The organism is Stenotrophomonas sp. STEN056 (genome assembly GCF_056759635.1).
Genome location: NZ_JBRRDL010000005.1, coordinates 143407 through 169171, shown reverse-complemented (window position 1 = coordinate 169171; position 25765 = coordinate 143407). Strand labels below are relative to the sequence as shown.

25 protein-coding genes and 1 tRNA gene are annotated in these 25765 nt (G+C 65.2%); 13 read left to right on the top strand and 13 right to left on the bottom strand.

Going from position 1 to position 25765, the window contains the following annotated elements; genetic code table 11:
• Positions 1 to 25 precede the first annotated feature (25 nt).
• The 5 genes from ACVOLO_RS04970 (at position 26) to ACVOLO_RS04950 (ending at position 3992) form a co-directional block, all read left to right on the top strand.
• On the top strand, positions 26 to 1381 hold the full coding sequence (locus ACVOLO_RS04970; RefSeq protein ID WP_481569176.1) for an aminodeoxychorismate synthase component I: 1356 nt from the start codon (positions 26 to 28) through the stop codon (positions 1379 to 1381).
• A gap of 70 nt (positions 1382 to 1451) precedes the next feature.
• On the top strand, positions 1452 to 2510 hold the full coding sequence (mltG, locus tag ACVOLO_RS04965) for an endolytic transglycosylase MltG (RefSeq protein ID WP_481569175.1): 1059 nt from the start codon (positions 1452 to 1454) through the stop codon (positions 2508 to 2510).
• Positions 2511 to 2544: 34 nt separating this feature from the next.
• Positions 2545 to 3504 carry a DNA polymerase III subunit delta' gene (locus tag ACVOLO_RS04960; RefSeq protein ID WP_481569174.1) on the top strand — a complete coding sequence of 320 codons (960 nt, stop codon included), beginning with the start codon at positions 2545 to 2547 and terminating at the stop codon, positions 3502 to 3504.
• On the top strand, positions 3501 to 3854 hold the full coding sequence (locus ACVOLO_RS04955) for a PilZ domain-containing protein (RefSeq protein ID WP_481569173.1): 354 nt from the start codon (positions 3501 to 3503) through the stop codon (positions 3852 to 3854). The genes ACVOLO_RS04960 and ACVOLO_RS04955 overlap by 4 nt, the downstream gene beginning before the upstream one ends.
• Positions 3855 to 3917: 63 nt before the next feature.
• A tRNA-Val gene (locus tag ACVOLO_RS04950) sits at positions 3918 to 3992 on the top strand.
• Between the two features lie 288 nt (positions 3993 to 4280).
• On the opposite strand, the gene ACVOLO_RS04945 is transcribed toward ACVOLO_RS04950, so the two are convergent.
• Complete coding sequence (locus ACVOLO_RS04945) at positions 4281 to 5453, bottom strand: serine hydrolase domain-containing protein (RefSeq protein WP_481569172.1); 1173 nt, start codon at positions 5451 to 5453, stop codon at positions 4281 to 4283.
• 393 nt (positions 5454 to 5846) lie between these two features.
• On the opposite strand from ACVOLO_RS04945, the gene ACVOLO_RS04940 reads away from it, so the two are divergent.
• A complete protein-coding gene (locus tag ACVOLO_RS04940) occupies positions 5847 to 6872 on the top strand; it encodes an Lnb N-terminal periplasmic domain-containing protein (protein ID WP_481569201.1) in 1026 nt (341 codons plus the stop codon).
• Positions 6869 to 8827 (top strand): esterase/lipase family protein, encoded by a 1959-nt coding sequence (locus tag ACVOLO_RS04935; protein WP_481569171.1) that lies wholly within the window; start codon positions 6869 to 6871, stop codon positions 8825 to 8827. Before ACVOLO_RS04940 ends, ACVOLO_RS04935 begins: the two co-directional genes overlap by 4 nt.
• 56 nt (positions 8828 to 8883) lie before the next feature.
• On the opposite strand, the gene ACVOLO_RS04930 is transcribed toward ACVOLO_RS04935, so the two are convergent.
• The 3 genes from ACVOLO_RS04930 to ACVOLO_RS04920 form a co-directional block, all read right to left on the bottom strand.
• A complete protein-coding gene (locus ACVOLO_RS04930) occupies positions 8884 to 9291 on the bottom strand; it encodes a roadblock/LC7 domain-containing protein (RefSeq protein WP_481569170.1) in 408 nt (135 codons plus the stop codon).
• A gap of 70 nt (positions 9292 to 9361) precedes the next feature.
• Complete coding sequence (locus ACVOLO_RS04925; protein ID WP_481569169.1) at positions 9362 to 10747, bottom strand: phosphatase domain-containing putative toxin; 1386 nt, start codon at positions 10745 to 10747, stop codon at positions 9362 to 9364.
• Positions 10748 to 10963: 216 nt separating this feature from the next.
• Positions 10964 to 12361 (bottom strand): MFS transporter, encoded by a 1398-nt coding sequence (locus ACVOLO_RS04920; RefSeq protein WP_481569168.1) that lies wholly within the window; start codon positions 12359 to 12361, stop codon positions 10964 to 10966.
• 89 nt (positions 12362 to 12450) lie between these two features.
• On the opposite strand from ACVOLO_RS04920, the gene soxR reads away from it, so the two are divergent.
• Positions 12451 to 12900 (top strand): redox-sensitive transcriptional activator SoxR, encoded by a 450-nt coding sequence (gene soxR / locus ACVOLO_RS04915; RefSeq protein ID WP_481569167.1) that lies wholly within the window; start codon positions 12451 to 12453, stop codon positions 12898 to 12900.
• A gap of 29 nt (positions 12901 to 12929) precedes the next feature.
• Here soxR and ACVOLO_RS04910 read toward each other — a convergent pair whose 3' ends face one another.
• On the bottom strand, positions 12930 to 13391 hold the full coding sequence (locus ACVOLO_RS04910) for a DUF4426 domain-containing protein (protein ID WP_481569166.1): 462 nt from the start codon (positions 13389 to 13391) through the stop codon (positions 12930 to 12932).
• Between the two features lie 13 nt (positions 13392 to 13404).
• Positions 13405 to 14250, bottom strand: coding sequence for a pyrroline-5-carboxylate reductase (gene proC, locus ACVOLO_RS04905; RefSeq protein ID WP_481569165.1), 846 nt, complete (start codon positions 14248 to 14250; stop codon positions 13405 to 13407).
• A 422-nt stretch (positions 14251 to 14672) separates the two neighbouring features.
• On the opposite strand from proC, the gene ACVOLO_RS04900 reads away from it, so the two are divergent.
• Positions 14673 to 15710, top strand: coding sequence for a type IV pilus twitching motility protein PilT (locus ACVOLO_RS04900; RefSeq protein ID WP_481569164.1), 1038 nt, complete (start codon positions 14673 to 14675; stop codon positions 15708 to 15710).
• Between the two features lie 115 nt (positions 15711 to 15825).
• Positions 15826 to 16956 carry a PilT/PilU family type 4a pilus ATPase gene (locus ACVOLO_RS04895; RefSeq protein ID WP_481569163.1) on the top strand — a complete coding sequence of 377 codons (1131 nt, stop codon included), beginning with the start codon at positions 15826 to 15828 and terminating at the stop codon, positions 16954 to 16956.
• 368 nt (positions 16957 to 17324) lie between these two features.
• Here the strand turns inward: ACVOLO_RS04895 and ACVOLO_RS04890 are convergent, their stop codons facing one another.
• Positions 17325 to 17861, bottom strand: a complete 537-nt coding sequence (locus tag ACVOLO_RS04890; protein ID WP_481569162.1) for a DNA-3-methyladenine glycosylase I — start codon at positions 17859 to 17861, stop codon at positions 17325 to 17327.
• Positions 17862 to 17939: 78 nt separating this feature from the next.
• On the opposite strand from ACVOLO_RS04890, the gene ACVOLO_RS04885 reads away from it, so the two are divergent.
• Genes ACVOLO_RS04885 through ACVOLO_RS04875 form a run of 3 tightly spaced genes read left to right on the top strand, consistent with a single transcriptional unit; the run spans position 17940 to position 19926 of the window.
• A complete protein-coding gene (locus tag ACVOLO_RS04885; RefSeq protein WP_481569161.1) occupies positions 17940 to 18497 on the top strand; it encodes a YqgE/AlgH family protein in 558 nt (185 codons plus the stop codon).
• The gene (gene ruvX, locus ACVOLO_RS04880) at positions 18490 to 18957 is read left to right on the top strand and encodes a Holliday junction resolvase RuvX (protein ID WP_481569160.1); all 468 of its coding nucleotides are present in this window, start codon (positions 18490 to 18492) and stop codon (positions 18955 to 18957) included. The genes ACVOLO_RS04885 and ruvX overlap by 8 nt, the downstream gene beginning before the upstream one ends.
• Positions 18958 to 18975: 18 nt before the next feature.
• Positions 18976 to 19926, top strand: a complete 951-nt coding sequence (locus ACVOLO_RS04875) for an aspartate carbamoyltransferase catalytic subunit (protein ID WP_481569159.1) — start codon at positions 18976 to 18978, stop codon at positions 19924 to 19926.
• 193 nt (positions 19927 to 20119) lie between these two features.
• Here the strand turns inward: ACVOLO_RS04875 and ACVOLO_RS04870 are convergent, their stop codons facing one another.
• From ACVOLO_RS04870 to ACVOLO_RS04845, 6 genes are all read right to left on the bottom strand, one after another.
• Positions 20120 to 20383 (bottom strand): hypothetical protein, encoded by a 264-nt coding sequence (locus ACVOLO_RS04870; protein ID WP_481569158.1) that lies wholly within the window; start codon positions 20381 to 20383, stop codon positions 20120 to 20122.
• A gap of 68 nt (positions 20384 to 20451) precedes the next feature.
• The gene (locus tag ACVOLO_RS04865; RefSeq protein WP_481569157.1) at positions 20452 to 21678 is read right to left on the bottom strand and encodes an NnrS family protein; all 1227 of its coding nucleotides are present in this window, start codon (positions 21676 to 21678) and stop codon (positions 20452 to 20454) included.
• Between the two features lie 137 nt (positions 21679 to 21815).
• Complete coding sequence (gene mgtE / locus ACVOLO_RS04860) at positions 21816 to 23177, bottom strand: magnesium transporter (RefSeq protein WP_481569156.1); 1362 nt, start codon at positions 23175 to 23177, stop codon at positions 21816 to 21818.
• Between the two features lie 120 nt (positions 23178 to 23297).
• Entirely contained in the window at positions 23298 to 25016 is a 1719-nt protein-coding gene (ptsP, locus tag ACVOLO_RS04855) for a phosphoenolpyruvate--protein phosphotransferase (protein ID WP_481569155.1), read from the bottom strand.
• Between the two features lie 49 nt (positions 25017 to 25065).
• Positions 25066 to 25335, bottom strand: a complete 270-nt coding sequence (locus ACVOLO_RS04850) for an HPr family phosphocarrier protein (protein WP_449466071.1) — start codon at positions 25333 to 25335, stop codon at positions 25066 to 25068.
• A complete protein-coding gene (locus ACVOLO_RS04845) occupies positions 25328 to 25720 on the bottom strand; it encodes a PTS sugar transporter subunit IIA (RefSeq protein WP_481569154.1) in 393 nt (130 codons plus the stop codon). The genes ACVOLO_RS04850 and ACVOLO_RS04845 overlap by 8 nt, the downstream gene beginning before the upstream one ends.
• Between the last annotated feature and the right edge of the window lie 45 nt (positions 25721 to 25765).

Below are 25765 nucleotides of genomic sequence, written 5' to 3'. Positions count from 1 at the left end.
AGCCTCCTCGACTCTTTGGCCCACGATGCACATCCTCCCCCTGCACGCCGACACCGACTTGCTGGCGCTGCATCGGCTCGCCCCGCATCGTTATCCGGTCCTGCTCGAATCCACTGCTGCTGGCAAGCAAGGCCAGTGGGACATGCTGTTGATCGCCAGTGGCGGCCAGCTGCTGCTCAACGTCGACGGCAGCCTGCAGCGCGAGGATGGTTCCTCTGTCGAAGGTGATTTCCTCTCGGCACTCGACCGCGATTGGCAGGCGCTGCGCCAAACCCGCAATCCAATGGAAGCGGACATCCCGTTCCGTGGCGGCTGGGCGCTGTTGCTCGATTACGAGCTGGCCCAGCAAATCGAACCCATCCTGCAACTGCCACAACGTAGCGACGGCCTGCCAACCGCAATCGCACTACGTTGCCCGGCAGCGGTGCTGCGTCAGCGCGATAGCGGCCGTTGCATGGCCGTTGCCGAAGACGACAGTGCCGGGCTGCTTGCACAACTTCAGCAGGATCTGCATGACGCCGCGCAGCTGCCTGCACTTGTCGGCTGGCAGCCGCCTGCCGCCATCAGTGAAGACAACGGGCGGCAGTTCACCGATGGCGTACACAAGGTCATCGACTACCTGCATGCAGGCGATGTGTTCCAGGTGAACCTGTCGCGCCGCTGGCAGGCGCAGTTTGATGCGCCGCTGGCGCCGGAAGCCTTGTATGCGCGTCTGCGCACTGCCAACCCGGCACCGTTCGCCGGTCTGTTCATGGCGGCAGGGCGGGCGGTGGTGAGTTCCTCGCCGGAGCGGCTGGTGTCGGTGACCGGCGACGTGGTGCAAACCCGGCCCATCGCCGGCACGCGTCCGCGCTTTGAAGGCGACGATGACGCCGCACGCATCCAGGAGCTGGTCGGCCACCCGAAGGAGCGCGCCGAGCACGTCATGTTGATCGACCTGGAACGCAACGATCTGGGCCGCATTGCAGCGCCCGGCAGCGTTGAGGTCGATGAACTGATGACGGTGGAGAGCTACGCGCATGTCCACCACATCGTCAGCAACGTGCGCGCGCGATTGCGCTCGGGCGTCAGTCCGGGTGAGGTGATTGCCGCCACGTTCCCGGGCGGCACCATCACCGGCTGCCCGAAAGTGCGCTGCATGGAGATCATTGCCGAGCTGGAACAGACCGCACGCGGGGCCTATACCGGCGCCTTCGGTTGGCTGAACCGCGATGGCGACATGGACCTGAACATCCTTATCCGCACCGCCGAAGTGCAGGGCGGGGTGGCGGCATTCCGCACCGGCGCCGGCATCGTGGTGGATTCGGACCCGGACAAGGAACTGGACGAAACCCGGGCCAAGGCCCGCGGCCTGTTGCGGGCGCTGGAGCCGCAACAATGAACGCTGCGCTTGGTCGATACGATGGCTGGCGCGGTATCCTGCGCACCTGTTTGATCTGAACGGGGTGACCATGGCGGGTGCCAAGCGTGGATGTCTGGTGGTGCTGGCGATCTTTGTATTGCTGGTGGCATTGGCGGGCGCGGGTGCCGCTCTGCTGTGGCAGCGGCAGGGCAGCTTTGCCGCCACGCCGGTCACGCCCAGCCAAGCCAGCGTCACCGTCGCCTCGGGCGACTCCTTCAACACGGTGCTGGGCAAGCTGCGTGCGGCCGGCATCGATGAGGGCGAGGATCTGCAATGGCAGCTGCTGGCGCGCCAGCTGGACGCCGCCGGCAAGCTCAAGGTGGGTGAGTACGCGCTGGAACCGGCGCCGGCACCGCGCGAGTTGCTGCGCAACATGCGCCAGGGCAAGGTGCTGCAATACCGCGTGACCATCGTCGAAGGCTGGAACATCCGCCAACTGCGCGCCGCGCTCAATCGCGCACAGCCGCTGCAGCACCGGACGGTCGATATGAGTGATGCCGAGCTGATGGCCGCACTGGGCTTTGCCGAGCAGCACCCGGAAGGGCGGTTCCTGCCGGAAACCTATATCTACCAGCGTGGCGACAACGACCTGGACGTGCTCAAGCGCGCCCACGCCGCGATGGAAAAAGAACTGGCGGCGGCCTGGGCGTCGCGCGCGGATGATCTGCCGCTGAAGTCGCCGTATGAGCTGTTGATCCTGGCCTCGATCCTCGAAAAGGAAACCGGCCTGGCCAGCGAACGCCCGCAGATTGCCGGGGTGTTCATGCGCCGCCTGAAAATGGGCATGCGCCTGCAGACCGACCCTACCGTGATCTACGGCATCGGCAGTGCTTATGACGGCAACATCCGCCGCAGCCACCTCACCACCGACACGCCGTACAACACATACACGCGCGCGGGCCTGACCCCGACGCCCATCGCCATGCCTGGCCGCGATGCATTGCAGGCCGCTGCACATCCGGCGGCGGGCGATGCGCTGTATTTCGTCGCGGTGGGCGATGGCAGTGGTGCACATGAATTTTCCGCCACGCTGTCCGAACACAACGCGGCCGTCGCACGTTACCTGCAGCGGCTGCGTGCAAAGCGAAACGAGGTGGCACCGGAATGATTGGCGTGAGCGATGAAGCGCGCAGGGTATCGGCATGAGTGAGGTGCTTGCGCCCTGGCAGCAGCGCGCCTACGACCAGGCCGTGGCCGCATTGGATGCGGGCCGGCTGGGGCACGGCCTGCTGATGTGCGGGCCTGCCGGCATGGGCAAGCGTGCAGTAGCACTGAAGCTGGCCGCGCATGTGCTCAACCACGGGGTGGATGCGGCGGGGCGGCAGCGCAACGCGCAGCTGATCGCCGCAGGCACCCATCCCGACCTGCAGCTGACGTCCTTCATTCCCAACAAGACCGGCGACAAGCTGCGTACCGAGATCGTCATCGAGCAGGTGCGCGAGATATCGCAAAAGCTGGCGCTCACCCCGCAGTACGGGGTGGCGCAGGTGGTGATTGTCGATCCGGCCGATGCCATCAACCGCGCCGCCTGCAACGCGCTGCTCAAGACCCTGGAAGAGCCATCGCCCGGCCGTTACCTGTGGCTGCTCAGTGCCGACCCGGCGCGGCTGCCGCAGACCATCCGCAGCCGCTGCCAGCGCCTGGAATTCCGCCTGCCGCCACGCGAGGAAGCGCTGGCCTGGCTACAGGCGCGCGGCTATACCGAAGGCGTGGCACGCGAGGCGCTGGACGCCACGCGCGGCCACCCGGCGCTGGCCGACAACTGGCTGCAGGGCGAGGGCATGGCGCTGCGGCGGCAGGTGGCCAGCGAGCTGGAGCAACTGCTCACCGGCAAGCTGGGCAGCGTCGAGCTGGCGCAGCGCTGGACCGGCGACGAACATACCGACCTGCGGCTGCGCCATGCCGCCGATCTGGCGCTGAAGAAAGCCGCGGACGGCTTGACCGATCCGGCGCGATTGAACAAGCTGGCCGCCTGGTTTGACGCCGCCAACCGTACCCGCGACCTGCTGCGCACCACCGTGCGCGCCGACCTTGCCGTGGTGGAGTTGTTGCTTGCCTGGGGCGCGGCCAATCCAGGGCAATCCAAGGGGACTATTCGATGAGTGCGATGAACGCCCGCCAAGGCATCCTGTCACTGGCGGTCAAGGACAAGGCTGCGCTGTTCAGTGCCTACATGCCGTTCGTGAAGAACGGTGGCGTTTTCGTGCCCACGCCCAAGCGTTACTTCCTCGGCGACGAGGTGTTCCTGCTGCTGACCTTGCCCGACTCCAGCGAGCGCCTGCCGGTGGCCGGCAAAGTGGTCTGGGTGACGCCGCTGGGCGCGCAGGGCAACCGCCAGGCGGGCATCGGCGTGCAGCTGGCTGACGGCGCCGATGGCGAGGCGGTGCGCAACAAGATCGAGACCCTGCTGGCCGGCACCGCAGGCTCGGACAAGCCCACCCAGACGATGTGAAGATTTTTGTGAAAATGCGTTGACGTGCTCGCTCAGGCCCCTATAATGAGCGGCTCGCAACACGGGCGGTTAGCTCAGCGGTAGAGCATTGCCTTCACACGGCAAGGGTCACAGGTTCGATCCCTGTACCGCCCACCATCAAAATTTGAGTGTTGTAGACAAAGCCGGCGAAAGCCGGTTTTTTCGTAGGCGTACTGCAAGTGCGCGCGGTCTGGCAAGTGGGTGGAGCATTCCCCGCTGCGAGATACAGTCGGGTGAGTCACTTGGCTATGTGCTGGTATACGTCGGCCAAACGGGTTGCGCAGCTGCACCACTGGGGCCAATGGGTACTCTTGGGCTTTGAAGTAACAGCCGCTACCGGGAGAAGGTGGGCGTTTTCACCTTCTTGACCAAACCGAGCCGCAAAAAAGGCGGTCGTGAGAGATACTAATTCAGCGCCTTTTCCCGAGCGGCAATCCGTTCCACCAACGTGTCGATCGCTGCTTCCATGGCGTGCGCCGTTTGGTCGCCGCTTTGGTTGGTGATCACGAAAATGCCCAGGTCGTACTTCGGCAGAATGTAGATGTAGCACTGCGAGCGAGGAACACCGCCATGATGGGCATAGTACGTGCCCTTCAAGCGGTCGCCCGCGATGATGTTCCAGAAATAGCCGATGCTGAACTCGGAGTCGAATTCGACAAGCGAGCGGTGCGATTCCTGGGCCACGGAATTGTCGGCCAACTGGAATTCGAGGTATTTCACCATTTCCCGGACGGTCGCCTTCACGTTACCGGATGCGCCCCAGGGCAACTGCGGCATCGGTGTGGTCGGTACCGGGTTGTTGCTGTGATAGCCGATCGCAAGCTGAGACGCCTCGGCCTCGCTCAGCTTGATTTTCAAGTCTGCCATCGCCGCGGAATCGCGGAAGAATCCACGTAGCAACGACTCGTAGTCGCTCTTGTAGACAGTTTCCAGTATGTGCGCCACCAGCTCGGTTCCGGTGCTGGAGTAGGCGTAGTCTTTTCCGGGTGCCTGATGAATCTCGACAGTGTGCAGGTCCTTGAAGAAATCAGCCTTGCCGTAGCTCGCATAGATGCCGTTGAGCTCGCCAGGAGTACGTTGATCGGTGAAGTTGGCGAGCACCGTGTTCGCGCGTTCGGGCAGCATGTTCGGTAGACCACTCGTGTGCGACAGCAGGTGCCGGATGCGAATGGGGTCGCCCTTGTACTGCAGGTTCGGGTAGTCCTCCCGCAGGTACATCCGAACATCGTCGTCCAGACTCAGTCTGCGCTCCAACACGGCGTTGGCCATCAGGGTTCCCGCCAGGGTCTTGCTCAGCGAACCGATTTCGTAGCGGGTCGCATCGGTCGGAATCCCCGGCCTGCCCGCTTCCATGTTGCCGCGGTGGCGAATGAATTTCTGGCCCCGATACACGACTGCGATCGAGGTGGAATGCAGCAATGGCTGTTCGATCAGCGTTGCGGCGACTTCATCAATGTCCGCTCCCAGATCCTTCGTCGGCTCATGATTGCTCTTACAGCCCGCGGACAAGAGCGCGGTGGACAATACGAAGAATTTGAACCACCGCCTGTTTCGAACAATCCTCGAAATCGCTTGCATGCGCCAGTGCTTGAAGGGCCGTGGAAGTAACTGCATAGACTAGCCGATCGCAGCGGCTGAAGCCGGTTCTCGCAGAGGCCGCCCCGGGAAAACAGGGGTCAGAGTCGGGTTCTGATCCGCTGTTGAGCGAGGGCTTGTAGAAATTCGGAACCTTCGTCAGAAGGGGGCGAGGAAGTCCCGACGCTGAGATCCAGCGCTTTCCCGCCACCTACCTGAACGCCGGCCCTGTGCCGGTTTTTTTGTTGCTGCTTCACTCCGTTTTCCGTGCCGGGCAGGCTATCTTTGCCGCGGGCCGCTGGCGGCCCATTCATTTCGGGCGGCACCGGGGCCAAAAGTGCGCTGGGCCGTGGGGTCTTTTGGGAGAGTGAAGTGGTGAATGAAGGGAAACGACGCCTGACCAGTGTGGTGCGTGGCGTCGGTCGTGTCCTGTTGGCGTTGCTGTGCCTGTGCCTTGGCATCTGGGGCGGCTTTGCGTTGTGGTTCCAGTTTCCGGGTGGGCTGGCGGCCAAGGTGGCGGCAGTTCTGGTGTGGTGCGTGCCCAGCATCTGGGCGGTCCGCGCCGGCTTTGGGCCGGTGCGGCGCTGGCACTCCTTGGCGGTGTTCGGTGTGCTGTTCGTGGTGATGTTGATCTGGTGGGCCACCATCAAGCCCCAGCAGGATCGCGCGTGGGCCGACGATGTGGCCCAGCCGCTCAGTGCCCATATTGAAGGCGACCGGCTGGTGATCGACAACGTGCGTGATTTCCGTTGGCGCACCGAGGACGACTACGACGTGCGCTGGCAGCGGCGTGAATACGATCTGTCGCAGGTGCAGTCGGTGGACATGATCCTGTCCTACTGGATGGGGCCGGCCATCGCGCACACGCTGGTGTCGTTTGGCTTTGCCGACGGTCAGCAGTTGGTGTTCTCGCTGGAGATCCGCAAGGAGAAGGAGGAATCCTTCTCCGCGCTGGGCGGTTTCTTCCGCAAGTTCGAGTCGGTGCTGGTGGCATCCGATGAACGCGACATTGTGCGTGTGCGCAGCAATGCGCGTGGCGAAGACGTTTACCTGTATCGCCTGCATGGCTTGAGCCAGGACAAGATGCGCCAGTTGCTGCATGTCTATGTGGACGCGGCGCAGCAACTGGAGCGCGAACCGCGCTTCTACAACACGCTGACCAGCAACTGCACCACGGTGGTGTTTGAGCTGATGCGTGGCATCGTCCCCGGGCTGCCCATGGACTACCGCCTGCTGCTGTCGGGCTACCTTGCCGAATACGTCGATGACATCGGTGGGCTGACGCCGGGCGTGGCGTATGCACAGCTGCACCAGTTGGGCTATATCAACCCGCGTGCGCTGCGTGCGGGGGATGACGCCGATTTCTCTGATCAGATACGCGTTGGCGTGCCTGGCATTGCCGTGAAAGGAAGCGCTCCATGAGTTTCAACTTGGTCGGGATGCGTCGGCTGTTGCCGGTAATCGCCGTGCTGGCGCTGCTGCTGTCCAGCGGCTGCGCCATGGTGAAGATGAAACAGGTCACCACCACCGACCATGTGATGCTCAAGCGTGGCGACATTCTCAACAGTGGCAAGTTGAGTGCGCTGTCGCAGGAATCCTTGGCGGTCATTGGTCTGACCGCTTCGGCATGCAGCAAGGATCTGCCGGCCTGCCGCAACACCGTGGCAACGGTGGAGGGCCTGCAGAGCGAGCAGCGGCTCTCCACGCTGGCCGAGTTGTGGATGGAAGAAGCCTTGGCGCTCACGCCCAAGGCCAAGCTGGGGCAGGCGGCCGAGTTGCCTGCACCGGCGCTGGATGCGTGGCTGGAAACCGCCCGGTATTCGTATGCCTACCTGTTCTTCAGCGGCCGCACGCCGGCACAGCGTGCGTTGGAAGACCGGCTGACGCAGGTGCGTGATTACTACAACTTTGCCGCCGAGCAGACCGCGTCGGTGGTGTTCCAGCGGACGCGTGCGCTGGCGATGGAAGGCCAGGATTTCTCACTGCCGATGCAGGTGGACCGCTGGACCATCAGCACCAACTTTGATCAGCTGCCGCTGACCAGCATTCCCAAGCAACTGGTGTCGGCGTCAACGGTGAGCTTTGCCGGGTTGCGCAGCTCGTACCGGCGCGATGGTTTTGGCGCCGAGCTGGTGGTGGTGATGGAGAAGGCGGCACTGACCGCGCCGGTGGAAGGGAGCGACAAGGTCGCCGAACTGCCGCTGTTCAGTGAGATGCCGGCGGTCAATGCCACCGCGCTGCTGCACTTCAGCGGGGACACGTTGGAGGAAGTGCTGGCGACACGCGAAATCCGCCTGGAGTCCTATTCCCCGGACAAGACGACCAGCGTGATGCTGCGTGGACAGGAGGTGCCGCTTGCGGGCAACTTCACCGCGGCCTATGGCGTGTGGCTGGCGCAGTCGGGCTTTGCCGGTGAATCGTTGCGTACCCTGTTTGGCCGTGGCGAAGGCATCCGCGAGCCGCATATCTACCTGATGCAACCGTATGACCCGGACCGCCGCATCATTTTCATGTTGCACGGCTTGGCCAGCAGCCCAGAAGCATGGGTGAACCTGGCCAACGAGATCATGGGCGACCCGGAAATGCGCGCGCACTACCAGGTGTGGTCCGTGTATTACCCGACCAACGCACCGATTGCCTTGAACCGCTACACGGTCAGCCATGCCTTCAATGGCACGTTGAAACATTTCGACCCGACGGGCACGGCGCGCGCAACGCACGACATGGTGTTCATCGGCCACAGCATGGGCGGCGTGATTGCGCGGCTGATGTTGAGCAATTCCGGCGAAGTGCTGTGGGACGATACGTTGACCCGTTTCAATCTACAGGGCGAGCGTTTGAAGCGGGTGGAGACCAAACTCGGGCCGCTGCTGCATTTCACTCCGCAGCCGAACGTGGAGCGCGCCATTTTCATCGCCTCGCCACACAAGGGCACCGATGCGGCGGGCAACCGGCTGGGGCGCATGATCGGCAAGCTGGTGCGTTTGCCGCTGACCATCCTGGGCAAGTTTGGTGATGTGTTCCTGGCCCTGCAAAACCCGGATGAAGCCGGCGACAAGCCCAAGGAGCCGCGCATCAGCACCAGCATCGACAACCTGAAAGCCAGCGATCCGTTCATCGAGAAATCGGCGACCCTGCCGCTGGCGCCGGGCTTGAAGTACCACTCCATCATTGCCAACCGCAAGGCCGAGGTGCCGACGGCGGACTCGGACGATGGGCTGGTGCCGTACTGGAGTGCGCACTTGGACGGCGCGTTGTCGGAGAAGGTGGTTATCTCCGGGCACAGCGTGCAGGAGACGCCGGAAGCGGTGCTGGAGGTTCGCCGCATCCTGCGCCAGGACCTGCACGAAGTGGATGGCGTGGAAAGCACGCACTGATCTGCGGCACTGCCGACGCAATACACGAAGGCCACCTTGCGGTGGCCTTCGTCGTTTCAGAGTGCGGCTTCGATGGCCGGCATTGCCAGGCGCGACCGGGTGAGCGCCATGCCCAGGTTGGCGGTGCGGCGGCACACGAACACCATCACGTAGTCCGGGTAGAGCTTGCCGCGCATGAAGATGTGGATCAGGTTCTCGCTGTTGACGATGATTTCCTGGAAGTAATGCGCGCCTTCCTGCTCCTGCAGGCCGCGTGCGCGACGGAACATCTGCTCGATGCTGCGAATGTTGGGCCCCTGGTACAGGTCGGCGGTGGCCGCGGCAACCAGGTCCAGTACTTCGCGCGGATGCGAATCCACGGTACGGACCGACAACAGCATGCCGGAGCTGATGTCGACATAGCCGGCGGCCACGCATTCGGGAACGGAGGCGACGGATTGCTGCAAGGTGCTGTCAAGAGACATGGAGGTTCCTTGGGGGGAGGAAAAAAATGCCGCGCCCGCAACGCAGGCACGGTGCAATGAAACAGGGGTATCAGCAGGCGCGGATCAGCAGGTTTTCTTCCAGCGCATGCAGCAGGTCTTCCTGCTCCTGCGACTGGACGAAACCGGGATCGATGGTGCGCAACCGGCGCAGGGCTTCGTTGGCGTTCAGGCCTTCGCGGATCAACCAGGCGGCCAGCACCATGCCGGTGCGGCCCAGGCCGGCCAGGCAATGCACCGCAACCACATCACCCTCGCGCAGCATCACGTCGATCTTGGCCAGCAGCAGCTTGGCCCACAGCAGCGGCGGGGCGCCGCGGTCGGGAATGCCCATGTGGTAGCCGCGCAGGCCATGGCGGGCCAACAGCTCGGCCGACATGGCGGTTTCGGTCAGGTTGACCAGCACGGTCACGCCCATGCCACGCAGCAGGGCCAGGTCATGGTCGGGGGCGTAGACGACGCCGGGCAGCGGGCAACCGGCCAGCTTGCCGGGCTGCAACCAGTGAAAACCGTTGGGGCCGCGCCGCGCGGATGTCGCCGCGAGCGCAACCTGCGGTGCGGGCGGCAGGGGCGATGCAGGCGACACAAGCGGCGCCGCCTGCGTGACCGGAGTGTTGGCTACAGGCGTGGGCATGGCGACGTTGTCGGCCAGTTCTTCGGCGCGTGCGTCGGGCGCGGGCACATGGCAACTGCCGGTGCGCAGGAACTGCGCCAACACCGGGTGCTGCATGTCATTGGCGAAGAACGCATCGGCCGGCGCGTCCACCTGGATATAGCCGCCCGCCAACAGGACGGCGCGTGACGCAATGCGCCGCGCCTGGCCCTGATGGTGCAGCGTGACCAGGCAGGCATGGGTTTTACCCAGGCGTTCAAGCAGGCCCAGTACCGCCTCGGCGTCGCTGGGGTCCAGTTCGCTGGTGGGTTCGTCAATCAGCAAAAGAGGGCTGCCGCTGAAAGCGGCACGGACGATAGCCAGCTGCCGTGCCAGGCCGCGCGGCAGGTCGATCACCCGCTGCTGCAACTGGGCCAGCAGGGCATCAGCGCCAAGTGCGTGCAGGCGTGCGCTGATTTCCTCGCGCAGTTCCTGTGGGGTGCTGCTCTGCTGCTGGCGCAAGGCGGCGCTCAGGTTTTCCAGCACGCTGAAACCCAGTTCGCGTGGTTGCTGGTGTACCAGCGCCGGCGGTTGCGTGGCCGCATGCAGGGGCTGTCCCTGGAAAATAATCTCGCCCCAGCGTTCGCCATGCGCGTTGTGCTGGCCGGACAGCGCATGCAGCAACGAGGATTTGCCGGTGCCGCCCGGGCCCATCAGGACAACAATGCCGGGGCCATCAAGGCTGAGGTCAATGGCTGCCAGGATGGTGTGCCGGCCACGGCGCATGCCCCAGTTTTCGATCTTCAGCAGCGGAGCATCAGGGGAACGCAGGGACAGGGGCGGCATGATTCGGGAGCGGCGGCTGCGGAATGCAGGGGCCTGAAGTCTGATTGGCAAGCAGGGCTGACAATTTTATCCGGTATCGACGTGCAGTCGGACATTTGTTGTCCTGCAAAATCCTCGTTGCCAGCAAAGCGAGACGCCCATCGTGTTTTCCGTGGGCAGGAACAGTGAATCGCCCGCCGCGCGGGTGCGGTTTGCAGCAGGGCGAGGCCGCCAGGGTCAGGCGCGGATGCGGCGCGTGACAAGGCAGCCCAGCAAGGCCAGCAACAAGGCAATGGTGAAATTGACCAGATAGCCGGCCAGCACCGAGCGCTCAAGCAGGGCCGCAAACAACGACCCGCCCACGGCCAGTGTCGCTGCCACGGCGATGGCTTCACTCAGCTGCAGTGCCGAGCTGTTGGCGCCCTGGCGTTCGGGCGGGGACAGCGACAGCGTGAGAACCGACAGACTCGGGTAGGTCAGGCCCATGCCCAGGCCGGTGATGGTCCAGCCCAGCAGCACCAGCCACATCGGCACTGCAGCGACCACCAGCGTGGTCAGCGCCACGCCACTGGCGATCATGGCCGTACCGATCTGCAGGATGCGCTGGCGGCTGACGCCCAGGCGCTGGTGGCCCTGGAACCCGGAGCCGGCGGCCCAGCCCAGCGCCCCCAGGCTCAGGATGATGCCCGCCATCAGCGGCGACAGCCCACGCTCGCGCGACAGCAGCAAGGGCAGGAAAGCTTCACAACCGAAGAAGGCCGCGCCGATCATGCCGCGCAGTGCAATCACGCTGGGCAGGCCGCGTTGCAGGCGCAGGGTGCCGGCAGGCAGCAGCTTCCAACTGCACAGGATGAGCAGCGCCATTGCCGGCAGCAACAGCGCCAAGGCCTTGATGTCGTGGTACTGGCCGCCGATGTACAGCAACAGCGCGCCACTGGCCGCACCTATCGCCCACGGGACCGGCGAGGCATCCACGGTGGTGGCCGATTCACTGGGCGCGGCTTTGGCCGGGGCGATGCGGGCCAGTGCCGGGCGCAGCATCAATGCGGCCGGGACCGCCAGAACCGGAACGCCGAGGAACACCCAGCGCCAGCCGACGTGTTGCACGATCAACCCGCTCAGTGCGGGCCCGATCAGCGACGGCACCACCCAGCCGGCGGAAAAGGCGGCAAACACCTTGGGCCGCAGTGCATCGGGAAACACCCGCGCGGCCATGACGTACAGCGCCACGATCAGCGCGCCTGCGCCCAGGCCCTGCAGCAACCGGCCGATGACCAGCATCGGCATGTTGATGGCCAAGCCAGCGACCAGCAGGCCAACCAGAAAACAGCCCAGCCCACTCCACAGCGGCCCGGCCGGGCCGCTGCGGTCGCTCCAGCGGCCGGACAACGGCATGCCGATCACGCTGGTGGCCAAGGTGCCGCCAAACGCCAGGGCGTACAGCTTCAGCCCGTCCAGTTCGCGAGCGACAGTGGGCATTGCGGTGGCAACGGCCAGCGCCTCGAAGGCGAACAAAGCGACCAGCGCCACCATGCCCAGGGTTGTGGCGCGGTAATGCGGGGAAAGGATGGAGACGGCGCTGGGGTCGATCGGGGCCGCCGTCGTGGGGGACGAGGCCGTGGGGTGGGACGACATGGGAATTCCAGTACAGGCAGGGTGCCGGCGGCTGTGGGCCCGGCAGGGCGAGGTAGCATGCAACCTCAACAAAGGTTGAGGTCAAGTGGATGGTCGCACGTGAACTGACGGTGGGGGAGGTGGCGCAGCGTAGCGGCCACAGCATATCGGCGTTGCATTTCTATGAGCGCAAAGGCTTGATCCACAGCCTGCGCACGCCCGGCAACCAACGCCGCTATCACCGCCAGGTGCTGCGACGGCTGGCGGCCATCCGCATCGCGCAGCGCGTGGGTATTCCGCTGGAAGCCGTGGCCACGGCGTTTTCCACGCTGCCCGATACGCGCACGCCGACCCGTGCGGACTGGGCACGGTTGTCGGCCTCATGGCGCGATGATCTTGAACAGCGGATCACGCAGCTGCAGCAGTTGAAAGAGCAATTCACCGATTGCATCGGCTGCGGTTGTTTGTCGCTGCGGCGCTGCCGCCTGAGCAACCCGGACGATACCCTGGGCCTGCGCGGCGACGGGCCGCAACGCTGGGGCAACACGGGCAGCAGGTAACGCGCTGGCGTGTTCGAGGTGCCTGTTGATCAGAAGCCGCGCTCGAACCGCAGCGTGCCGGTGTCGCCGCCCGCCGCCACCTGCACGGCAAGCCGCAGCGTGTCGTGATCGCTGATCTGCACGCTGCCGACATGGTCGGTATAGGCGCCGGTTTTCACCGTGCGCAGCACGATCTGCTGCTGGCGACCGGACAGGTCCGTTGCCGTGGCAGTGACCGTGCCATCCACCGGCAGTTCTTCGGTGCCGCCGCGCTGGCGCAGGGCGACCACCAGCAAGGCCTGGTCCGCACGGCGCTGCACGCCGTAACTGCGCGCGACACTGTCATTCATCGCCAGCGTCGGCAGCAGGTTGTAGTACACCCGCAAGGTGCCGAAATCGGCCTGGCTGGCATGGCCCTGTGACGGCGTGGCCATGCGTGGCGCCTGCTGGCCGGAGCAGGCGCCCAGGGACATCACGATGACGGACAGCAACAGCGGTGCGGCACGGTGCATGGTGATCTCCCGGTCAGTCGTTGGCGGCGGACAGTTCCTTGCCACGGCGAGCGGCGGCGTCAATGGCCTTGGCAGTCAGGGCTTCAAAGCCACCGGCCTGGAAGGTTTCGATTGCGGCCTGGGTGGTGCCGCCTGGCGAGGTGACACGGCGGCGCAGCTCGGCCGGGGCTTCGCCGGCTTCGGTGAGCATGCGCGCGGCACCGAGCACGGTATCCAGTACCAGGGTGCGTGCGGCGTCGGCCGGCAGGCCTTGTTCCAGCGCGGCGGCCTCCATCGCTTCGGCCAGCAGGAAGACATAGGCCGGGCCGCTGCCGGAAACAGCGGTCACCGCATCCATGCGGGCTTCCTCGGCAATCCACACCGTGCGCCCGGCGCTGGACAGCACCTGCTCGGCCTGCGCGCGCTGCGTGGCCGAAACCTCTGCATTGGCAAACAGGCCGGTGACGCCGGCGCCGAGCAGCGCCGGCGTATTGGGCATGGCGCGGACGATGCTCTGCCCACCGCCCAGCCAGCGATCCAGCTGCGTGGCGGTGATGCCGGCGGCGATGGACACCACCACCGGCCGCTGTTGCGTGGCGATGCCGGCCAGCGACGCGCAGACCTCGCGCATCACCTGCGGCTTGACCGCCATCAGCCACAGCCCGGCGTTGCCAACTGCATCCAGGGCCGCAGCATGGGTCTGCACACCGAAGTCCTGCGCCAGCGCCTCACGCAGTGCGGGCACCGGCTCGGCGACATGGATGCGGGAGGCCGGCATGCCGCGCCGGACCAGGCCGGCGATCAGGCTGCGGGCCATGTTGCCGCCACCAATGAAGGCGATATCGGTATCGGGAAGCACGGCGGGGGCGGAGTCAGTCATGGAAGGAGCCTCAACAAGATAAGGAGTGGAGCGTTGGCCAGATGCGCCGGCGCCGGCATGCTGCCGGATCGGGCCGGCGGCAGGGCGCTGCACATGCACATGCCCATGGACAGCGTATCGGCCCGGCGGGCCGCGGTCAGCCCGGTGAAGAATCCGTGCATGCGGCTCAGGGCCGGCAGGGGGTTCGCCGCCCCGGGAAGGCGGCCGGCAGTGGTGGCCGTCTGGTGTTTGGGCGTGGCCAGTGGCATCGTCTGCAACGGCGGAAACCTCGGTGGGGGCTGCGCATGACGTCGCCTGGGGCGCCGGCCAGGTGGGGCTGGAGGCGGGCGGGAAACGTGCGCAGGTTCTTACGCGGGAGGGCTATACTGCCCTGTAGGGGAAATACCTTCCAGATACTCGCAACGCAGGGGACATAGCGGCGTATGGATATCGCTGAACTTTTGGCGTTCTCGGTCAAGAACAAGGCCTCGGACCTCCATCTCTCGGCCGGCTTGCCGCCGATGATCCGCGTGGACGGTGACGTCCGCCGCATCAACATTCCGGCACTGGACCACAAACAGGTGCACGCGCTTGTGTACGACATCATGTCGGACAAGCAGCGTCGCGATTACGAAGAGTTCCTCGAGGTCGATTTCTCGTTCGAGATTCCCTCGCTGGCGCGCTTCCGTGTCAACGCCTTCAACCAGAACCGCGGCGCCGGTGCGGTGTTCCGTACCATTCCCTCCGAAGTGCTGACGCTGGAAGACCTGGGCTGCCCGCCGATCTTCCGCCAGCTGATCGAGCAGCCGCAGGGTTTGATTTTGGTGACCGGCCCGACCGGCTCGGGCAAGTCGACCACGCTGGCAGCGATGATCGACCACATCAACAAGAACGAATACGGCCATATCCTCACCGTCGAGGATCCGATCGAATTCGTGCACACCTCGCAGAAGTGCCTGATCAACCAGCGCGAAGTACACCGCGACACGCACGGCTTCAACGAGGCCTTGCGCTCGGCGCTGCGTGAAGACCCGGACATCATCCTGGTCGGCGAATTGCGTGACCTGGAAACCATCCGCCTGGCACTGACCGCCGCAGAAACCGGCCACCTGGTGTTCGGCACGCTGCACACCAGCTCGGCGGCCAAGACCATCGACCGAATCATCGACGTGTTCCCGGCCGGCGAAAAGCCGATGGTGCGCTCGATGCTGTCCGAGTCGCTGCGTGCGGTGATCTCGCAGGCGCTGCTGAAGAAAGTGGGCGGTGGCCGTATCGCCTCGCACGAAATCATGGTGGCCACCCCGGCCATCCGTAACCTGATCCGCGAGGACAAGGTGGCGCAGATGTATTCGTCGATCCAGACCGGCCAGGCCGTGGGCATGCAGACCCTGGACCAGAACCTGCAGGACTTGGTCAAGCGCAGCCTGATCACGCGCAACCAGGCCAAGGAATACGCCAAGGACAAGCGGCTGTTCGAATAAATCCGGATTTTGAGATTCGGGATTCGGGATTCGCTAAAGCCGGGATTCACGGAGTGGGGTGGGGTATATCCCCAATCCCCAATCCCCAATCCCGGCTCCCCATCGGGAGCCAGACATGAGCAGCATCGACTTCACCTCCTTCCTCAAGCTGATGGCGCACCAGAAGGCGTCGGACCTTTTCATCACTGCCGGCATGGCGCCGTCGATGAAGGTCAACGGCAAGATTTCGCCGATCACGCAGACGCCTTTGACGCCGCAACAGTCGCGCGACATGGTGCTCAACGTGATGACGCCGGCGCAGCGCGAGGAGTTTGAAAAAACCCACGAGTGCAATTTCGCCATCGGCCTGTCCGGCGTTGGCCGCTTCCGCGTGAGCTGTTTCTACCAGCGCAACCAGGTGGGCATGGTGTTGCGTCGCATCGAGACGCGCATCCCCACGGTGGAAGAGCTGAGCTTGCCGCCGGTGATCAAGACGCTGGCCATGACCAAGCGCGGCATCATCCTGTTTGTCGGCGCCACCGGCACCGGCAAGTCGACCTCGCTGGCGGCGATGATCGGCTACCGCAACCAGAACTCGACCGGCCACATCATCACCATCGAAGACCCGATCGAATTCGTGCACCGGCACGAGGGCTGCATCATCACCCAGCGCGAAGTCGGCATCGACACCGACAGCTGGGAAGCGGCGCTGAAGAACACGCTGCGACAGGCGCCGGACGTGATCATGATCGGTGAAATCCGCACCCGCGAAGGCATGGATCACGCCATTGCCTTCGCCGAAACCGGCCACCTGGTGCTGGCCACCCTGCACGCCAACAACGCCAACCAGGCGATGGACCGCATCATCAACTTCTTCCCGGAAGATCGCCGCGGGCAGCTGTTGATGGATCTTTCGCTGAACCTCAAGGGTGTGGTGGCGCAGCAGCTGGTGCCGTCACCGGACGGCAAGAGCCGCCGCGCGGCGATGGAGATCATGCTGGGCACGCCGTTGATCCAGGACTACATCCGCGAAGGCGAGATCCACAAACTCAAGGAGGTCATGAAGGACTCCGTGCAGCTGGGGATGAAGACCTTCGACCAGAGCCTGTTCGAGCTGTACCAGGCCGGCGAGATCAGCTACGACGACGCACTGCGTTATGCCGACTCGCAGAACGAGGTGCGCCTGCGCATCAAGCTGGCACAGGGCGGCGACGCCAAGACCCTGTCGCAGGGCCTGGATGGCGTGGAGATTGCCGAGGTTCGCTGAGTCAGCGAATCGGATGATGGAACAGGAACCGGCCTGCGGATGTGGGCCGGTTTTTTTGTGGCTTTTTTGGGGGCTGGGAAAGAGCTGAAGTGCTGGGTGGTTCACGGGCGGTGTTGCGGATGGGCGCATGAGCTCAAGCACTTAAGCGTCAACGAGCAAACTGCACCCCTCCCCAACCCTCCCCTTCGCTGCGCGAAAGGGAGGCGGCGCATCTCTTGCTGGTCGGTGATCTCTTGCGATCGGTCAGACACGTAGCGAAAGCCGTTCTTGCCCCCTCCCTTTCGCGCAGCGAAGGGGAGGGCGGGGGAGGGGTGCTTTCAGCTTTCAGCTCTCAGCCTCAGCCTCCCTCAACCCAAGCGCCCAACCCCTCACCCCTTCATCCACGCCGGCCCCAGTTTCACCAGCCGTGCATGCACCGGGCAGCTCTCCTGGTGCGCACCCGGCAGGTAGCCCAGGCTCATCAGGAATTCGCCGGTGATCTCGCCGCCGGTGAAGCGGAAGGTCTTCTTGAACAGCTTCACCCATTCGGGCTTGCTCAGCGGGTGCTGGGCATCCAGCCATGCGACGAAGCTGCCATGTGATGCACGCAACCGCTGGATCACCTGCGCGTTGTGAATGGCGGCCAGCACCTTGAGCCGGTTGCGGATGATGGCCGCATCGGCCATCAGGCGGGCGATGTCGGCCTCGCCATAGGCGGCCACTGCGTCCACGTCGAAGCCGCTGTAAGCATTACGGAAACCTTCGCGCTTGCGCAGGATGGTCTCCCAGCTGAGCCCGGCCTGGTTGATCTCCAGCAGCAGCCGCTCGAACAATTCGCGCTCGTCGCGTTGCGGGAAGCCGTATTCGTTGGCGTGATAGTCGGCATGGACCGGGTGGCCAGGGGCGATATCGCAGTAGCTGGGCATGGGCGGAGGTCGGCAGTCGGGCGAGCGTGGATTATCGCCGTCCACGACCCGGCGGCGGGTAAACGCTAGAATGTGCGCATGTCTGCACTCTTTGCCAATCACCTGCTGGTCGCCTTGCCGTCGCTGGCCGAGTCCGTGTTCGCGCGCAGCGTGGCGTTGATCTGTCAGCACGACGATGACGGCGCCATGGGCGTGGTCATCAACCAGGCTTCGGAGTACACGCTGGGCGATGTATTCGAGCAGATGGAAATCGCCTGCGACAGCGACGATCTGCGCGCCGTGCCGGTGCTCAATGGTGGCCCGGTGCATACCGGCCGCGGCTTCGTGATCCACGATGATGCCCGCCCCTGGGATTCCAGCCTGGCCGTTGCCGAAGGCCTGTTCCTGACCACCTCGCGCGACATCCTTGAAGCCATGGCCCGCGGCGATGGCCCCAACAATGCGCTGGTCACACTGGGCTGCGCGGGCTGGGGAGCGGGGCAGCTGGAACAGGAGCTGGCCGAGAACAGCTGGTTGACCGTTCCAGCCGATGCCGCACTGCTGTTCGCCACGCCGCTGGACGAGCGTTGGCAACTGGCAGCCGCCCGCATTGGCGTGGATATGTCGCGCCTGGCCGGATACAGCGGTCATGCCTGAGCAGGCCCTGCTTTCCACCGACAGCACCGTGCTGGGCTTTGACGTGGGCTCGCGCCGTATCGGTGTGGCCATCGGCAGCCCGTTTGGCGTCAGTGCCCGTGCCATCGCTGTCATCGACGTGCATGCCAACGGCCCGGATTGGGCGGCGCTGGATCGCCTGCATAAAGAATGGCGGCCGCAGGGCCTGATCGTCGGCGATCCGCTCACCCTGGAAGGCGACGACCAACCCAACCGCAAGCGCGCGCATGCTTTCGCCCGGCAACTGCAGCAGCGCTACAAGGTGCCGGTGCTGCTGGTCGATGAGCGCTCCAGTTCGGTCGAGGCGGCACAGCGTTTTGCCGTGGAGCGCGCCGAAGGCCGCAAACGCCGCCGTGACGCAGCCAATCTCGATGCCGTGGCGGCTGCGGTCATCATCGAGCGGTGGCTGTCCGCACCGCACGACGCCACCCCTATTTCCTGACTCACGAAGAACCCCGCCATGACTGCTTCGCAACTCGATGACCAAGGACGCCTGCGCCACCTGCTGACCCTGGAAGGGTTGCCCCGTGAGACCTTGCTGCAGCTGCTCGACCGCGCCGGTCAGATCCGCGACGCTGCCGTTGGCCGCATCAACAACAAGCGCGCGGTGCTGGCCGGCGCTGCGGTCTGCACGCTGTTCTTCGAGCCGTCCACGCGCACCCGCAGCTCGTTCCAACTGGCCGCGCAACGGCTGGGTGCGGACGTGCTGAACTTCGACGCCTCCACCTCGTCCACCCGCAAGGGCGAGACCGCCTGCGACACGCTGCGCAATCTCGAAGCGATGGGCGTGCGCGGGTTTGTCGTGCGCCATCCCGATGACGGCGCGGTAGCCGCGCTGGCCGCTGCCGCGGGTGAAGGCACGGCGTTGATCAATGCCGGCGACGGCCGCAGCGCGCATCCAACCCAGGGTCTGCTCGACATGCTGACCCTGCGTCAGGCCAAGGGTGGCGATTTCTCCAAGTTGAAGGTGGTGATCGTCGGCGACGTGAAGCATTCACGTGTGGCCCGCACCGACCTGTACGCCATGCGCACGCTGGGCGTGGGCGAGATCCGCATCTGCGGCCCGCAGTCGCTGCTGCCGGACGATGACATCGTCGAGGGCTGCGTGGTGGGCGAGGATTTCGACGCCATGCTCGAAGGTGCCGACGCGCTGATGATGCTGCGTCTGCAGCGTGAGCGCATGGAAGAAGGCTTGGTGCCGTCGCTGGAGCACTATCACGCCCAGTACGGCCTCACCAGCGAACGCCTGAAGCGTGCTGGCAAGGATGCAGCCGTGCTGCACCCGGGCCCGATCAACCGCGGCGTGGAAGTTACTGACGAAGTCGCCGACGGCCCGCAGTCGTGGGTGTTGCGCCAGGTCGCAAACGGCGTGGCCGTGCGCATGGCGGTGCTGGAAACCCTGCTGGGTTGAGCGTTTACCCCTCGCTTTCGCTGCGGGGCTGAGTATCTCCCCCTCCCTTTCTCGAAGCGAAGGGGAGGGCCGGGGAGGGGGGCTTTGAAGCCGGCTGTCGGGATTCCATCCCCGCCTAGGAAGCTGCGAGGCTGCGGCGAATCCCGAATCCCGAATCCCGAATCCCGAATCCCGAATCCCGAATCCCCGCCACTCAGCCCCGCGGTGCCATCGCCAGGATCGCCAGCTGCTGCTGCGCTTCTTCATTGCCGGCATCGGCTGCGGCTTTGACCTGTTCCAGGTTCGGGTGTTGCACGATCAGTACCGGGAATTCGCATTGCGGGCAGCTGTACTCGGTCTGCTCGTCGTGCAGTTCCATTTCCATCTGCCGCGAGTCGCCTTTCCAGTCGCAGGCCGGGCAGGAGTGGAGCTGGTCACGCCAACCGGCTTGGTAGTAATCGTGGACGGTGATGGTCATGGTGGTTGCACGGCAGAGCGGGGGAGCGCGGAGTGTATACGCCGGCCACGCCGGTGTGCCGTGCAGGCTCAGCCTTCGCGCCCGTCCTGACGCGGCAGCAGATAGATGCGGCCAATCCGCGCCACCCACGGCGAGAACGCCAGCAACCAGGCGAGCGCGCTCAGCGCCTGCCACGCACCCGCATCGGGCATGATTTCGGCCACCACCCGCATCACCGCCACGATCTGGATGGCGATGAATGCGAACCAGGCGACCGGCGGCATCTGCAATGGGCGGCCGGAGTGGCCCTGGGTCACGCGGGTGACCATCGCCACCAACAGGCTGCCGAACAGGCCGATGAACAAGGCATGCGCCGGGCCACGGCCGAGGATCATCTGGCCGCCCAACAGCTCGGCCAGGCTCTGCAGCACATACAGCGCCAGGCTCACCGGCAGCCACGCCAGGCCGATGAACAGCACCCGCAGCAGGCCGGGCATCGCGCCGCGCGGCCACCAGCGCCACAGGGCGGCGCAACTGAGCAGCAACAACGGCAGATCGGCCAGCCACAGCCACGCGCTTTGCTGGTTCAGCTCCAGCAGCAGATGCAGCACGACGAATGCCCAGAATGCAGCCAGCCACCACAACGGCCGCCAAGGCGTGTAATTAGCCACGACGTTGCCGGCAAAGAACGGGAACATGCGGTGCGCCACGGTGACGTAGATCGGCAGCAGCAGGCCAAAGCCGCCCAACTTGATGCCGAACATCGCCCAGCGCGGGTCGGCGCCAGCAACAAAGGCGATGAACCCACAAAGGCCGGCATAACCCAGCAGCAACGCCGCCATGCAGGAACGCGCGTGCCAGGTGCGGCCGCGTTCGGCCGACAGCAGGCGCGCCAGTCGCCACAAGCCGATAGTCCAGCCCAGCAGTGACAAGGCCATGCCAATCGGAATGGCGGCGGGCACACCGGCAGCGCCCAGCAACAGCATCAGTTGCCCGCCGATCAAGCCGAGGCCGACCGGCAGGTACTGGCGCCGGGAAAGCTCCGGCAGGCCCATCCAGCGCGGAAACACGGTGAGCAGGAAGCCGAAGATGAAACTCGGCAGCACCAGGTACTGCATGACGAAGGCATGCAGCCAGCCGGCGTAGATGGATGTCCCGGGCATCGCCAGCAAGGGCCAGCGTGCGCTCGACAACCACAGCGCCCACCACGCCATCGCCAGCAACAGATTGCTGGCGCCAATGAAGAACATCAGCCGATGCGGTGCGCGCGCAAGGTTGCCCAGCGCGACAGCGGGGCGGGGAGTGGGTGATTGCATGTGGCGATGATGCGCGCAGCGCCTGCAAGGCGCCTTGACATGTATCAGGCCCCGGCCCGGTTCAGCCGGGCGTGCCCCGGCGAAGGCTCAGTGACGCAAGCCTGGGCAGTGCTGGAATCCCGGCCCCGGCGGGCTGGTCAGTTCAACAACACCAGCGTGGCCAGGCCGAGGAAGGTGAAAAAGCCCATCGAATCGGTGACTGCGGTAAGGAAGATGCCGCTGGCCAGTGCCGGGTCGAAACCCAGCCGCTTCAGCGTCAGCGGCACCAGCACGCCGGCGCTGGCGGCCAGCAGCAGGTTCAGGGTCAGCGCGACGCCGATGACCAGCGACAGCCCCGGTGTGTGGAACCACGCCAGCACGATCAGGCCCAGCACCGTGCCCAGTAACAGGCCGTTGAGCAGGGCCACGCGCAGTTCCTTCCACAGCAGTGTGCGGGCATTGGAAGCGCCGACCTGGCCCAGTGCCAGGCCGCGCACCATCAGCGCCAGCACCTGGGTGCCGGCATTGCCGCCAAGGCCGGCGACAATCGGCATCAGCACCGCCAGCGCCACCAGCTTGTCGATGGTGCCCTCGAAATGCCCGACCACGCTGGAAGCAAGGAACGCGGTGCACAGGTTGACCGACAGCCACATCAGGCGACGGCGCATCGCGCGCCACACCGGGCTGAACAAGTCCTCGTCCTCGTCCAGGCCGGCGGCGCCCAGCGCCTGGTGCTCGGCCTGGCCACGGATGATGTCGACCACGTCATCGATGGTGATGCGGCCGATCAGGATGTTGTTGTCATCCACCACCGGCGCCGACACCCAGTCATGGTCGGAGAATTGGCGGGCCACTTCGTCGGCGCTTTCGCCCACATCGATGGCCGGCTGCTCGTCGTCGATCAGGCGGTTGATCGGCGTGGTGTCTTCGTGGGTGACCAGCGAGGCCAGCGACAGCCGGCCCAGGTATTGATGGCGCCGGCTGACCACGAACAGGTGGTCGGTATGGTCCGGCAGCTCGCCGCGCAGGCGCAGGTAACGCAGCACCACATCGACGTTGACGTCGGCGCGCACGGTGACCACGTCCGGGTTCATCAAACGGCCGGCGGTGTCCTCCGGGTAGGACAGCACCTGCTCCAGCCGCTCGCGGTTCTCGCGGTCCATCGACTTGAGCACTTCGTCGATGACGGTGTCAGGCAGGTCCTCGACCAGATCGGCCAGGTCATCGATGTCCAGGTCTTCGACCGCGGCGATGATTTCGTCCGGGTCCATGTCCGCCAGCAGGCTTTCGCGCACGTCGTCACCGACATGCACCAGCACCTCGCCGTCGTCCTCGGCATCCACCAGCCCCCATACCACCTCGCGCTTGCCCGGCGGCAGCGATTCGAGCAGGTTGCCGATCTCCGCCGGCGAGAGCGTATTGACCAGGCGGCGGACCGGACCCAGCCGGCCGCTGTCGAGCGCGTCGGAAAGCAGACGCAGCTGTCGTGCCGTCTTGTCGTGGCGTACCGCTTCGGCCATGCACAGCTCCCGGGAGTCAAAAGGCCGCTATCCGGGACAGGATGCAGCATCGGCGGTGTTGAGCCCGTCATTATCGCGTGCAATACATGGCAGTTGCACTGGCTTTGCGAAGTAAAAACTTCAGTCGCAGGCGGTGCCGGCGATCCAGCGCTCGATGCCACGGCGGTCGCGCGCGGCCAACAACTGCGGTGTCTGCGCACGCAGGGCGGCCAGATCCACCTCGCGGATGGCGCGGCGGACTTCCAGCAGCGTCGCCGGGTGCAGGCTGAATTCGGTCAGGCCGAGCGCCAGCAACAGCGGTGCCATGCGCGCATCACCGGCGATCTCACCGCATACCGCCACCGGCGTGGAATGCCGCTGTGCGGTTTCGATCACCTGCCACAACAGCCGCAGTACCGCCGGGTGCAGTGGCGAATACAGCTCGGCGACCGCATCGTTGTTGCGGTCGGCCGCCAACAGGTACTGCACCAGGTCATTGGTGCCGATGGAGAGGAAATCCACCTGGTCGATGAAGGTCTCCAGCGCAATGGCTGCGGCGGGCACCTCGATCATCGCGCCGATCGGGATGTTCTCGGCGACTTCATGGCCCTCATTGCGCAGCAATGCCGCCAGTCGCGACAGGCGCCGCCGGACGGCCATGATTTCCTCGCGGCCACTGACCATCGGCACCAGGATGCGCACCGGGCCATAACCGGAGGCACGCAGGATGGCGCGCAATTGAGTGTCGGACACCTTGGGGTGGGCCAGGGACAGGCGCACGCCGCGCAGGCCCAGCGCCGGGTTTTCCTCGCTGCCGACCACCAGCCCGGTACGGTCAGCCTTGTCCGCGCCCAGGTCCAGGGTGCGGATGGTCACCGGCAGGCCGATCATGCCCAGCACGGTGTCGCGGTAGGCGCGGAACTGCTCGTCTTCGTCCGGCAACTGGTTGCGCTGCAGGAACAGGAATTCGGTGCGGTACAGGCCCAGCCCGCGGGCGCCCAGTGCGTGGGCCTGGGCGACGTCGTCCTGCGATTCGGCATTGGCCAGCAGGATGATCTCGGCCCCGTCCACGGTGCGCGTGGGCATGCTGCGCAGGCGGCCGAGCTCGCGCTGTTCGCGGGCCAGTTCACGCTGACGGGTGCGGTACTGGCGCAGGTCGGCGGGGCCCGGCTCGATGACAACCTCACCGCTGGCACCGTCCAGGATCACCACGTCGCCGTCGTTGACCTTGTTCAGCACCGCGTTGGCACCCACCACCAGCGGCATGTGCAGGCTACGCGCGAGGATGGCACTGTGCGAGAGCACGCTGCCGGCGCTGCTGACGATGCCGACCACGCCCTGTGACTGCAGCTGTGCCAGTTCCGAAGGCGCGACGTTTTCGCAGACCAGGATTTCCCCGGCCAGGCCTTTCACACTGCTGGGGCGTTTGTGCAGGAACGACTGGATGCGGCCGATGACATGGTCCAGGTCATCCAGCCGGCTTTTGAGGTAGGCATCTTCCATGCCCTCGAACACCTGCGCCAGGCGGTCGCGCTGGATGCGCAGGGCATAACTGGCGCTGTAACGCTTGCTGCGGATGAGCTCGTCCAGTGCGCTCAACAGCTCCGGGTCGTCCAGCAGCATGGCGTGCAGGTCGAGAAACTCGCCAACCTCGGCGGGCAGGGCGCCTTGCAGGCGGGTGCGCAGTTCACGCATCTCCGCGCGCGCTGCATCGGTGGCACGGTGCAGGCGTTGCAGTTCGGTTTCGATGGCGCTGGCGGTGATCTTCTTTTCGCCGGTTTCCTGCACATGGGGCAGGCGCACGCGCGCGCGACCAAGTGCGGTCCCGCGCGATGCGGCCAGCCCCTGCAGCCGGGTCACGGCTGCCGGTTCCCTGTGCGCAGGGCGCTTGCGTGCGCGTGGCGCGCCATCAGTTGTCCTCGTCGAAGCGGCGTTCAAACAGGCCGGTGACGGCTTCCAGCGCCGCAGCCTCGTCCTCGCCGTCCACGCGGACGGTGACCGGGGTGCCCTGCGCGGCCGCCAGCAGCATCACACCCATGATGCTCTTGGCATTGACCTCGCGGCCCTTGGCCACCAGCGTGGCATTGGCACGGAAACCGGACAGCACCTGCACCAGCTTTGCAGTGGCGCGGGCGTGCAGGCCCAGGCGGTTGGAAACGGTAAGTTCTCGTTCAAGCATCGTCGATGATGACTCCATTGCGTGCGCCCGCCGCCGCAGTGGCGGGCAGTTGATCCAATCCCTGTTCCGGATAATTCATTACCCGCAGCAACATCGGCAGGCTCAGTCCCGACACGCGCCTGGCTGGCGTTCCCAGCCTTGCCAGTTGATTGGCAAGATTGCTGGGGCTGGCGCCATACAGATCGGTCAGGATCAGCACGCCGTCTTCGCCCTCGACCCGACGCATTGCCGCCGAGGCTTCCGGCAGCAGAGCGTCCAGGTCCGCATCGAACGGTACTTCAAAGGCCTCGGCCTTGAGCGGCAACTGGCGCAAAAGAGTGGTCGCCACTTCCAGCAGGGAAGTGCCGACGCCGGGATGGGTCACAATAAGAATGCCGCAGGTCATGCCCGAACGTTAACAGGTCAGGCTGAGTCCGCGATAGCGTTGAAA